Genomic DNA, 10,888 nt, shown 5'->3' with positions numbered 1-10,888 from the left:
TCCGGCGCAGGACACTAGCGAGCGTTATGGGGATCTGTGCACCACTCTTCGCCGCCTGGTCCGGCCCCCGCACCAAAGAGACGAACTCGTCTCGAAGACCTCGTCAGGCAGCGGGACCAAGAGGTTTTCGCATGTCCAGACCCGCCGCCCGGCCAGGCCCAGGCTCGCGGTACCACGTTACGCGGATGCCCGCACGGTCGCGGCGTAGACCTCGATCGCCGACTGCGGCGCGCGCCCGAGCAGCGCCCGCAACTCCCCCCGGGGTAGCGAAGCCCCGTCCAGGAATCCGCCGGCGATCGCTGAGTATGTCCCGACCAGCATCGGCACCTGGAACGAATGGCTCACCGAGCCCGTGAGAGCCTCCCGCGCCTTGGCGAGCGAGGAGGGTTCGTACGAGCCCCCGACTGCGGCCGCCAACTCGGCACCCCCGAGAGCCACCTCGCCGACCAGCTCGTACACCTTGCCGGCGTGTGCTGCGGGATCCGTGGAGACCCGCGCCGCCGCCTCCGCCAGGTCCGCGCGGGCCACTGCGGCGAGGCGGCCCCCGCCCAGCGGCGCAGCGATCGTCAGGTCCGGGCCCGGCGCTGCGATGGCGGCGAGGAACTCCGCGTACAGGCCGTTGCGAAGGATCGTCCCGTCCACGGAGGACCCGCGCAGCCGGCGCTCGGTCCAGCGGTGGGCGAGTGCGTACGCCAGATGGTCGCCGTCCCCGCTGAGACTGGTGTAGACGATGTGCCGCACACCCGCCTCCTCCGCTGCCGAGATGGCCGCTTCGTGGCGGCGGATGACGATGTCGTCCTCACCTTCGCCCGCCGAGATCAGCAGGAGGGTGTCGATCCCGGAGAAGTCGAGCGACGCCGGGTCGTCGAAGTCGACATGCCGTTCACTCTCAGCGGGTCTACGGGTTCCGAGCACCACGTCGTCCCGGCCTGCGAGGTGCCCTGCGATCAACTGACCGAGTCCGCCGGAAGCGCCTGTGATCAGCAGCATGGAATGGTTCCCCTCATGTCGTGGTTGTTTCCGATGACTGCAACCATGATCACCATCGGCAGACGACCGCATAAGGAGGCACTTCCATGTCAGCAGGGCACACAGCGGTAACCATCACCCCGGGGGTGGATCACTCGGCTGACCTCGTGATCAGCTGCGAAACCCCGCAGGACGAGTGCGGGGTCCGGGACGTCCTGGACCGGCTCGGCGACAAATGGTCCGTTTACGTCATGGTCGAACTCACCGGAGGTGTACGTCGCTTCAAGGAGCTTCAGCGCTTGATCCCCGGTGACATCTCGCAACGCATGCTCACTCTCACTGTGCGCCGCCTGGAGCGCGACGGCCTCGTCAAGCGCACCGTTTACCCGACCATTCCACCGCAGGTCGAGTACGAGCTGACCGACATGGGCCGCAACCTAAGCCACCTCATCAAGGCCATCGCCGACTGGTCCATCGGCCATCGCGCCCCCATTGCCGAAGCCCGGGCCGCCTTCGACGCGAGGCTCGAAGCCCAGTAACGCATGCGCCCGAAACCAGCCCTGCCGGCGCCGCCCGAGCACGGCCCCCGCGCCGCGCTCAGTGCCTCGACGCGGGCCCCGATCGTTCGGTTCCAGAAGCACCCGCTGCCCAAACAGTCGAATTGTCGATCTCGCGGTCCTGATCGCCAAGGAGACAACCCCGACCATCACCCGGGCGGTAGCGGACTGGGCGAAGGCCTCGGGCTGGAAGTGCCGGTGGGAGGCGCCCATGCGCTCCATCGACCACCCGCCACGTCTGCGGCCCGGGGGATGCCAGACTCTATCTTCGGCTGCACCGCAGAGCGACCGTGTCGGTCTGGGGTCTTGCCGAGGCTCTCGGACGGGGTTTGTACTTGATGCGGCCCTCGTAGGTCACCGCTCCCTTGGGTAGCCTTCGCGGGATCGTACGCCCTCAGACATCTGACCAGCCTGAAAGCCGTGCAAATGAGACTGATTCTACCGCCGGGCGTGTCCGCGTACCCGGGTCACTGTCCGTCGGTGATGTAGTAGTCGTTCTTGAGGTACTCCAAGGTGTAGCTGCCGAGGTCGCTCTCGGTGAAGGTGGCGGAGGACCTGACCGCTTCCAGCGGCATCTCGATCTTGTCGAGGGTGCGCACGACGACACGCTGCGGATCGACCGTTGCGGTCCGCAGCGCCTTCTTCTGCTCCGGTGAGATCATTTGGAACACGATGACGTACGTCGACGTGCACGGACCGAATCCCTGGTCCTGTGCCTTCTTCGCGCCCGGCCCGGCCACTTCGCAGACCGTGTCGATGTCCTCATGCCCAAGGCCGTGAAGGTACTGCTCGTACCGTTGGATCGCGCGCTCCTTCGTCATGGGTGCGGGCTGGTTGCCGGTAGGGGCGGCCGACGGCTTCTCGGTGCCCGCGGACGCGGATGGCGCGGCCGACGGCCCCTTCGTCAACGTCGACGCGGACGGCTGCGAAGACTTCGCCCCGGCGTCCTCCTTCGCCTTCTCCGGACCGCACGCGCACGCCACCAGCACTACGCAGGCCGATACCGCCGCGCTCGCCATCGTCCGCTTGTTCATCAGATCCCCTCCACCAGCCGACTACACCCTCAAGAGTTCACGCAGGATCCGGGGGAACGGTTCCCAAGCCGGTCCAGGAGCCGTGACCGGTGCCGTACTCGCTTCCGTACCGCCGACGCCCGCAAGTCGACCGCCCCCGGATGCCTGGTGAGCTTGGTTCACTCGAAGGCCCCGTGATGCAGGCCGTCGAGCTGTCCGAGCGCGTAACGCAGGCCGCTCGCCCGGACCTGGTCCCGCCGGGCGGCCTCCCTGCGGGGCCAGGCCCAGGCGCCAGCCCTGGTTCTTCCGCCGCCGGAGCCGACGGCCGGACCGTCGGACCGGACGACGACGCCCGCTCACCAGCCTCTCCTCGTCCGCGGCTTGGCGGCGTGGTGCGAGGCCGCGGTACCTCGCCTTGCTGGGAGATGACAGCGGGCAGTTCCGGTCACTGGCCGGCCTGGGAGACACCGCTGACGAGCTGACCCACGATGTTGGCAATGCCCTGGCCGACCTCGGTGGGGGCAAGGATGACACCCAGCGCGAGGACGATGAGCACCGTCATCTTCTCGTCGAAACGGCTCCGGGCCTCGGTACGGCGGCGCAGCCGCAGAACAACGATGACCATCAGCAATATCGCCACGTTGATCGTCAGCAAGCTTCCAGCCCCCGCCCCAAGCCCTACGGGGCAGCGGACGACAGCCCCCGGCTTCTTGTCTAGCTGGAGGGCAGCAGCATTGCGGCCAGATCGCCGGGGATTGGCGGCAATCCGATCAGCTGGCCGGATTCGACGGGGTGGCGGGTCAGAGTCTCCCCGACCGCATGTCTCCCCCGTACGTGGTGCGGTAGTCCGGGATGACGATCCGGCTCGTCGGAGACTCCTGGTGGACCTGGGCGACGAACTCGTCCAGGTCCATGACCGGGTCGGGGCGCGGGGGCTCGCTCAGCGGCTCCTCGAAGTTGTCCCAGTGGACGGGTACGACGACGCCGGGGTGGCCCAGTGCCCGCAGCAGTCGGGGCACATAGCGGGAGGTGGCGGCGCTGGACGGCACCGCGACCATCGCGAGATCGGGGCTCAGCCCCTGCACTGCCCGCTCGGAGAAGTCGCTGGCGCCCATCAGGAACGCCGAAGGGCCGCCACTCCCCGCCGTGACCTGGAAGGCGAGCGTGTCGCCCTCCGGCAGGTCGGAGATGGTCCTCGGGGCCGCCGCGGGCGGCGCGTTCAGCGTGCCCGGGGCGAAATAGGAGTGCCGCTTGTTCCGGCTGTGCAGGCTCGAGACGACCTCGACGGTGATCCCGCCGAAGTCCAGTATCTCGCCGCCCTTCACCACCGAGATCTGTCCCGGGTCGACGCCGAACGCGACCAGCAGGTGGAATGTGGTCTCCGTGCCGACGACCCGGGCGCCGGTGGACTTGGCGATGTGGGGCACATCCGCGATGTGGTCCCAGTGGGAGTGGCTGACCAGGACGATCTCGGGGTGGCCGATGTGCTCCCGTACGAGCTCGGGGTCGGACTCCAGCTTCGTAGCCGCTGTGAAGCCCCCGTCGAACAGGCCGGTCTTGAACCGGGTGAGGTACGGGTCGAAGAGCACCGTCCGGCCGTCGACGTCGATGCGCCAGCCGGAGGTGCCCAGCCAGCGGAAGGAGGCCGAACCGGCCGCCGGGGCCCCGCGGGTGGCCGCATCGGAGAAGCCACCCGCGGAGGCGGTGGCGGGAAGCAGTGGGGCGGCCGCGCCAAGCACGGCGCCGCGCAGCACCGTACGCCGGCCGAATCCCTGGATGCGCCGCTTCGGGCGCTGTGCGTCTGTGTCGTCGTTCATGGTGTCAGGAGATCAGGACACGGCCCCTGTCGTCCAAGATCAAAATCTGGGAGTCCTCATATGCGTACGCATATGACTTGCAGGTCAGAGCCCTTTACTGCGCAGAAAGTCGACGGCGATCCGGGCCGTGGCGCCGATCGCGGAGTCCACCGCCGTACGCGAGGCGGCCAGCTCCCGCGTACGGGCGAAGACGGAGACCGCGTAGCGACCGCCGTCGGGATACCGGACGACCCCCGCCTCCATGTGCAGTCCGGGCAGGGTTCCGGTCTTCGCCGCGACCGTCACCTCGTCGGGGAACCCCGACACCAGCCGGTGCCGGAACACCTGGCGGGCCATCAGCTCCCGCACCTGAGCACAGGCATTCGGCGGGCCCGCCTCGTCAAGCCAGATCAGACGCAGCAGCCGGGTGATCTCACGGGGCGTGGCGGCGTTGGTCCGCTGCGGATCCAGCACGCTCAGCCGTCTCTTGCGGTCGTCCGGCAGAGCCGGGTACCGGCGGGCGAACTCCGCCTCGTCCTGTGCGCCGACCTCGGCGAGCATCGACTCCAGTACGTCACGGGGACCACCCACGATCCGGGTCCTGTCGAGCCCGAGTTCCCCGGCGAGAAGCCGCACCGTGTCCAGGCCGACTCGTGCCAGCAGCAGATCCGCCGCCGAGTTGTCACTCACCGAGATCGCGAAGAACGCCAGATCGCGCAGCGACAGCTCGACGTCGTCCGCGCAGCCGGCGGTGCCCCAGCCGCCGAGCCGGTCGGCCGCCGTGACCCGCACCCGCTCACGGGGGTCGAGCTGGCCTGCAGCCACCTGCCGGGCGAACTCCAGGACCAGCAGCACCTTGAAGACCGAGGCGATCACGACGGGCTCGTCCGCGCCGACGGCCACCTCCTCCACCTCCGGCCCCCCGCCGACCGGGACCGCATGCAGCAACACCTCGGCGCCCGCCCCCGCGAAGACCTCGCGGATCCGTTCCTCGACCATCGGTTCGCCCCTCACGTAAGGTCCCTGACTGTGGATCTCTTGCGCCACCTGCGTATCTTCGTCGCCGTCGCCGACGAGCTGCACTTCAGCCGGGCCGCCGACCAGCTTGGCATGGCCCAGCCGCCCCTCAGCCAGGCGGTACGCAGACTGGAGAAGGACCTCGGCGCCGAACTGTTCGACCGATCGCACCGTCAGGTCCGGCTGACCACCGCCGGCATGGTGCTGCTGGACGAGGCGCGCGAGCTCCTGGCCCGCGAGGAGCGGTTACGGGCGCTGACCCGCCGTGCCGGGGACGGCGGCCTGGGCACCCTGCGCGCGGGCGTCCCTCCCGACACCACGGTCTCCGTGGTCTCCACGCTGCTCTCGGCCATCGCGGAGCACTCCCCGGGCCTGTCCGTCGACCTCCAGGAGATCACCACCGAGGAACAGCTGCGGCTGCTCGCCTCTGGTGGACTCGACGTCGGCCTCGTCCACCAGCCCGTGGACGCCACCGAACTCCGCCTCGGCCCCGAGGTGTGCGCGGAACTCGGCGTCGTCCTGCCCCGCACCTCACCGCTGGCCCGGCTCCCCGAGGTCGCACTCGCCGAACTGTCCGGCCACGACCTGGTGCTCTTCCCCCGCGCCCAGGCCCCCGGCTGGTACGACCGGGTCCTCGACACCTGCCGCGCCGAGGGCTTCGTGCCTGGCCGACTCCGGCACGCCTCCAACCCCGAGTTCTTGCTGGCCCTTGTCCACGCGGGCCACGGCGTCGCCTTCGACCAGGGGCCGGTGGCCCGTAAGGAGCCCCGCGTCGTCTGGCGGCCGCTGGCGGGCCGCCCCCTCCTCCAGCGGATGACCGGGGCCTGGCTTGCCGGCCGGTCCACCCACCCGGCAGCCCCTCACTTCGCGGAGCTCGCGGCCGGTGTGCTCGCCCGCGGCCATGCGGCGGTCCTGCGCCCCGACGGCAGTCCCGGCTCACCGGACGGGCCACCCCGCCCATGGTCGGTGGTGTACGACGGGTCGAGCTGACGGCGAGGCGGCCTTCTGACGGGGAGGAGAGCTGGGGCCTCCGTTTGCGCGTGTTCATGTGCCTTGCCCTGCGCGGGTCGGGGCGCGGGACATGGGCACTGCCGTGGGGCTGCTGCTCCTCGAAGTGCTCGCTCTGCTGGTGATCGTCGACGTCTGGTTGACCTCCACCACGTCGTCCTCGCCAACCGCAGGGCGCGGCGGGGGCCGGGGTCGGCCAGTGGGGAGTGGGGCCGGTCCGCGGCGGGGGCGAGCTCGCCAAGGCGGTCCGCCGGCGGACCCGCTGCCCGGCGGATGTCGGACATTCACATGACCGCCAGCCCCGGGGTTCAGACCCACCCGGCTCTTGCGAGGAGAGGCTAACGGCCGTGTGTCCGCATGCTCTTGGGGAGGCGAACCGGAGCCTGCTGCAGAACGCCCACCAGCTCGGTCTCGCACGTCCTGGTGAGCAGCCGCTTGGGCACGACCAACAGGCCGGCCTTCCAGCCGAGGCGGCCGGTCACCACGTAGACCCGCTCCGTTTCGTAGGAGCGGTACATGGTGCGCCATGGCACACGCATGAGTTCCTCGGAGCCGCGGGAGACGACGAAGCCGGCGTCGTCGATGACGGCCTGCTTCTCCCCCGTGGCCTGGTCGGCACGGAACATACGCCCGGCGAGCAGCGGGGGCAGGAACAGGCCGAGCACACCGTAGACAAGAGCGAGCGTCAGCAGCCCAGCGTTGATCGGGCCGCCGTGAGCGGAAGGTCTCAGGCTCAGCGCCGCCATCAGGGCCGCGGCCACGACGATGAGCCATCGCAGGCGTCGGAACCAACCGGTGGCCGCGAGGGCTTCGTCGAACTCCTCCCGTGTCAGGATTCCGCTGAAGGTGATGGCCGTCTGCCGTATGTCGTCCACAGGCGCGGAGCCTACAGGTCCGCAGCTGGCCGCCGGTTGGTCATCGGGGCCGTATTCGGCCCCGCCACCACCGATGAGCTGGAGTACGCTCGCCGCCTGGCGGTGGACCTGCGCGCCGGGATGCTGCCGCTGGGCGACAGGAACTTCGCCTCCGCCGCACTGCTGAACCAGCTGGCCACCACTGGCGCCGATCTGCCGCGACGGCTCGGTACTGGCCGGGATCGGTGCGCTGACCGTTCGCGTCATCGACGCCGAGATCAGCATCGGCACCGCCGTGGGCACCCCCACCGGCCACTACCGGCTGCTGACCACCCCGCTCCTGATCTCATTGAACACCCCGCGCGCGGTGGCGGCCCGCGCATGGGCGCGACCGCCGACGACGCCCGAGGGGCGGTCGCCGGAGGCCGCGCGTCACCTGCCGGTGCGGTCGGACGCTCGCCGAGATCCGTCCCGGACTGGATGCACCAGTTCACGATGTGGATGCGGCGGTTGAAGCACCCTCCGTCGACGTACGTGTCCACGCCGGTCGGCAGGTCGGGGCCGGTGGGCCTGGCGGCGCCGCCCCCACCGTTGCGGAAGGTATGGGGTCGCCCTGATCTCGCCCACGTCCTCGGCCGAGCGGGCCGGTCCATCCGCGACCAGGGGATCCGCCGGCCCCGTCTGGCGTCGCTTGCTCGCAGTCCACGCGCGCCCGGGAGCACAAGGCGAGGGTCACCGCGGTCACCCTGTCCCGAGCGCAGCGGGACTTCGTCACCCACAGGGCCGTCCGCGCAGGCGTCGCGGACCTGGTGGACGTCCAGTTGCGGCACTGGCGCCGCGTCGACGGCGGGGCTACGAGGTACCACGCTCCTTTTGGAGCGGCTTGGGCCTTCGGTCAGAAACCGGCCCGCACCGGATCGGACAGTGGCTGCCGCATGTGCGAGCAGAGCCCGTCAGGAGTCGTCACCGGGATGCGCATCCGGCGCAGGAGATCACGTGTCGTGCGCAGATCAAGGGTGGTGCGCCAGGTCATATCCGGGTAGCGAGAGCGTAGATGGGACAGCGTTCGGGTCCCCAGACCGGTGCCGAGGAAGCGTTCCTCGATGACGACACCGGTGATGACAGCCTCGGCGCAGTGGGTACAGACGCGGTAGTGGGCTTGGCCGACGACCTTGCGTATGTGCACGAGGAGCAGACATTCCTCGCCGGGGCTGGTATCTCCGTGCATGCGGGAGGACAGGAATTCGATCTCCCGGTAGGCAAGGAGCCGGCGCCGGAGGCGGCCGGTGAGCCTGCGTCGGCGGGAGTGCCTGGGACCGTCTTGCTCGGGTGGCGGTATCTCGCCCTCAGGGGCTGGGCCGAACAGTGTGCTCGTAGGACGCGCATGTTGTCCGTGCATGACTGCCCGTTTACCCAGACAGTGGCGGTGAATGCCCAAGGCCGGTCCGTATGCCGGCCTATGCCGTGGCGGCCGGCACACGAGGGGACGATCAGCCGTCCCCGGCCGCCCGCATCAGGTCCCGGTGCTGTGTTCCGTACGGTCAGTGCCGGCCCTGCTGGGGTGTGCCGTCCCGGTGCGGGTAGAGAGACTTGATCGCCCCCCAGTACCGCTCGAAGTGGGTGTCCGTTTCCTGGAGCTCCGGGTCGAGCAGGGAGGCGTGCAGCTCGGCAACGCGCCCGTCAGCGGTGTCGACACTGGGACGGCGCTGCGGTGCTCGGCGCCGGGGAACTTGTGCGGCGCCACCGGCGCCGGTCTTGGTTGAGTCAGCCGGGCCAGGTGCCCGTCAGGCGTCTGGTGGTGGCGGCCCCTGCCCGGTCGACGGCGGCCTTGACTACGGCGAAGATCGCGCCCTGGAGGGCGGCGGCGAGGAGGAAGACGACGAGGGCGGCGGCCGCAAGCAGTGGGGTGCGGTTGTCTCGGGCCACAGTCGCGGCCTGGCCGGCCTTCTCGCGTACGGGGTCGGGCGTCTTGTCCGCCGCGAGCTGTCCCGCACGGGCCGCGGTCTCGCGTAGCTGCGCTGTGGCCTGCGCTGCCTTGCCGAGGACCGGGTCGGGGGTCTTCACCAGTTGCTCGGCCTGCTCCGCCTTCTCGCGAACCTGGCCGGTCACGTGTGCTGCCTTCTGTGCGGCTTGCTCCTTGACGTCAGCGGCCTGCTCCTCTCATCGGTGGGTCTTCTCCTTGATCTCGGCCACATCGGCCTTGACGCTGTCGATGGTCTGCGCGGCCAGGACACCGACCAGGCCCGCCCCACCGAACAGGCCGCCGCCCACACCGAACCGCTTGCCCTTCTCGGTCATCTCCGCCCGGGCCAGCTGCATCTCTTCGCTGTCGCTCTTGCTCCCGGTGGTGTCCTGAATAGACGTCGGCGTTGCGTTTGACTGAATCGATGCCGTTCAGGCAAGAACGATGCGTCTCGTAGTGCTCGCTGGTCGCGATGACCTGCCCGTTGGTTCGATCAGAACGAAGTGATAGCCGATGCCCTTGCCGCTCTGGTGCCGGACCTCGAAACGCGCCGCCATGGCAGTTCCTCCAGTTTGATATTGATCAGAAACTCAAAGGGTTCTCGTCCAGGACGTAGCGGACGTGGGGGCCGCCGAAGTAGCCGCGGACGATGTGCGGTTGACGCTGCCGCCTATGGAAGAACCTGCGGGTTTCGGCGGCGAGTTCGGCCTGGTTCCTGGCCCTGTGGGTGTGGGGCAGGCTGCGTTTGAGGTCGGCGTTGACCAGCTCGTCGGGGTTCAGCTCGGGTGAGTACGAGGGCAGGAAGTGCAGCTCGATCTCGTCCTTGTGGCCGGTGAGCCAGGCCTGGACGGTCTTCGAGCGGTGGGCCGAGTGCCGGTCGACGATCAGGTGGACCTTCCGGTCGAAGTGCCCGACGATCCGGGTGAGGAAGCGGCACATGACCTTCGCGTCGAACGACTCGGTGAAGACCATGAAGTGCATCCGGCCGCGGGTGCTGATCGCGGACATCGCGTTCACGGAGAACCGGTTCCCGGTGCGGCGGACGATGGGAGTCGCGCCTTTGGCGCCCCAGGTGCGGCCGGTGACCTGGTCCGAGCGGACCCCGACCTGGTCGCCGAAGAGAACCTCGGCGTTCTCCGCCTTGGCCTTGGCCCGGATCGCCGGCCAGGTCTCCTCGTGCCAGACGCGGACCGCTTCCGCGTCCTGCTCGACCGCCCGCTTGTCCGGACGCTGGAAGGTCAGCCCCCAACGCTTGAGGTACTTGCCCACCCCGGGCTCGGTGAAGCGGATCCCGTACAGCTTGAAGACCAACTCGCCTATCTGCCCGCGTGTCCACAACTGACCCGCAAGTCCCAGGTCGGAGGGGATGTGATCGAGGACGGCCTGCCGGACCGCGGCCTGTTCGGCCTCCGACAGGACCTGATGCTCACCCACGCGGCGGCCTCGCGGGCGGGACAGCAGTGCGTCCCGCCCGCCGGCCTGCCACTTCGCCCACCAGTTGTCCACGGCCTTGACCGACACCTTGAACAGGGCGGCAACCTCAATCCGGTCCCGCCCCTCCACCAGCGCCGACACCGCCAGCAACCGCACAGCCTCCTGCGCGTCCGGCGACCAGGCCCGCGCATCCCCCACCAGATCACTCACACATCATCAACGAGCCTGAACTCAAAGCGTTTCGGATCAATATGTACACGCTGCTGTCCGTGGCGCG

The 10,888-nt window shown here is 69.4% G+C and carries 12 protein-coding genes; 2 read left to right on the top strand and 10 right to left on the bottom strand.

Features of this window, described 5'->3' with window-relative positions:
- Positions 1-177: 177 nt before the first annotated feature.
- Positions 178-990, bottom strand: coding sequence for an NAD(P)H-binding protein (locus J7E97_RS22745; RefSeq protein ID WP_215030332.1), 813 nt, complete (start codon positions 988-990; stop codon positions 178-180).
- Between the two features lie 86 nt (positions 991-1,076).
- Here J7E97_RS22745 and J7E97_RS22740 point away from each other — a divergent pair, with 86 nt between their 5' ends.
- The gene (locus J7E97_RS22740) at positions 1,077-1,508 is read left to right on the top strand and encodes a helix-turn-helix domain-containing protein (RefSeq protein ID WP_215030329.1); all 432 of its coding nucleotides are present in this window, start codon (positions 1,077-1,079) and stop codon (positions 1,506-1,508) included.
- 485 nt (positions 1,509-1,993) lie between these two features.
- Here the strand turns inward: J7E97_RS22740 and J7E97_RS22735 are convergent, their stop codons facing one another.
- The 4 genes from J7E97_RS22735 to J7E97_RS22720 all read right to left on the bottom strand — a co-directional run bounded on the left by J7E97_RS22735 (position 1,994) and on the right by J7E97_RS22720 (position 5,334).
- Positions 1,994-2,560 (bottom strand): hypothetical protein, encoded by a 567-nt coding sequence (locus J7E97_RS22735; protein WP_215030326.1) that lies wholly within the window; start codon positions 2,558-2,560, stop codon positions 1,994-1,996.
- A 424-nt stretch (positions 2,561-2,984) separates the two neighbouring features.
- Complete coding sequence (locus tag J7E97_RS22730) at positions 2,985-3,194, bottom strand: hypothetical protein (RefSeq protein WP_215030323.1); 210 nt, start codon at positions 3,192-3,194, stop codon at positions 2,985-2,987.
- A 145-nt stretch (positions 3,195-3,339) separates the two neighbouring features.
- Positions 3,340-4,356 carry an MBL fold metallo-hydrolase gene (locus J7E97_RS22725; RefSeq protein WP_215030320.1) on the bottom strand — a complete coding sequence of 339 codons (1,017 nt, stop codon included), beginning with the start codon at positions 4,354-4,356 and terminating at the stop codon, positions 3,340-3,342.
- Positions 4,357-4,440: 84 nt separating this feature from the next.
- Positions 4,441-5,334: a serine hydrolase gene (locus J7E97_RS22720; protein ID WP_215030316.1), complete on the bottom strand. Its 894-nt coding sequence runs from the start codon at positions 5,332-5,334 to the stop codon at positions 4,441-4,443.
- Positions 5,335-5,373: 39 nt separating this feature from the next.
- On the opposite strand from J7E97_RS22720, the gene J7E97_RS22715 reads away from it, so the two are divergent.
- On the top strand, positions 5,374-6,342 hold the full coding sequence (locus J7E97_RS22715) for a LysR family transcriptional regulator (RefSeq protein WP_215030313.1): 969 nt from the start codon (positions 5,374-5,376) through the stop codon (positions 6,340-6,342).
- A 356-nt stretch (positions 6,343-6,698) separates the two neighbouring features.
- On the opposite strand, the gene J7E97_RS22710 is transcribed toward J7E97_RS22715, so the two are convergent.
- From J7E97_RS22710 to J7E97_RS22685, 5 genes are all read right to left on the bottom strand, one after another.
- Positions 6,699-7,505 carry a hypothetical protein gene (locus J7E97_RS22710; RefSeq protein WP_215030310.1) on the bottom strand — a complete coding sequence of 269 codons (807 nt, stop codon included), beginning with the start codon at positions 7,503-7,505 and terminating at the stop codon, positions 6,699-6,701.
- Between the two features lie 604 nt (positions 7,506-8,109).
- Positions 8,110-8,442 (bottom strand): N-acetyltransferase, encoded by a 333-nt coding sequence (locus J7E97_RS22705; protein ID WP_215030307.1) that lies wholly within the window; start codon positions 8,440-8,442, stop codon positions 8,110-8,112.
- 536 nt (positions 8,443-8,978) lie between these two features.
- Positions 8,979-9,323, bottom strand: coding sequence for a DUF4235 domain-containing protein (locus tag J7E97_RS36140; protein WP_308346690.1), 345 nt, complete (start codon positions 9,321-9,323; stop codon positions 8,979-8,981).
- A 51-nt stretch (positions 9,324-9,374) separates the two neighbouring features.
- Positions 9,375-9,533 carry a phage holin family protein gene (locus J7E97_RS22695; RefSeq protein ID WP_215030304.1) on the bottom strand — a complete coding sequence of 53 codons (159 nt, stop codon included), beginning with the start codon at positions 9,531-9,533 and terminating at the stop codon, positions 9,375-9,377.
- Positions 9,534-9,759: 226 nt separating this feature from the next.
- The gene (locus tag J7E97_RS22685) at positions 9,760-10,821 is read right to left on the bottom strand and encodes an IS630 family transposase (protein WP_215030301.1); all 1,062 of its coding nucleotides are present in this window, start codon (positions 10,819-10,821) and stop codon (positions 9,760-9,762) included.
- Positions 10,822-10,888 lie beyond the last annotated feature (67 nt).

Origin of the sequence: Streptomyces sp. ISL-66 (assembly GCF_018614135.1) — a bacterium.
Taxonomy (GTDB): domain Bacteria; phylum Actinomycetota; class Actinomycetes; order Streptomycetales; family Streptomycetaceae; genus Streptomyces.
Note: the sequence above shows the minus strand (reverse complement) of the source record. Positions and strands in the feature narration are given on the sequence as shown.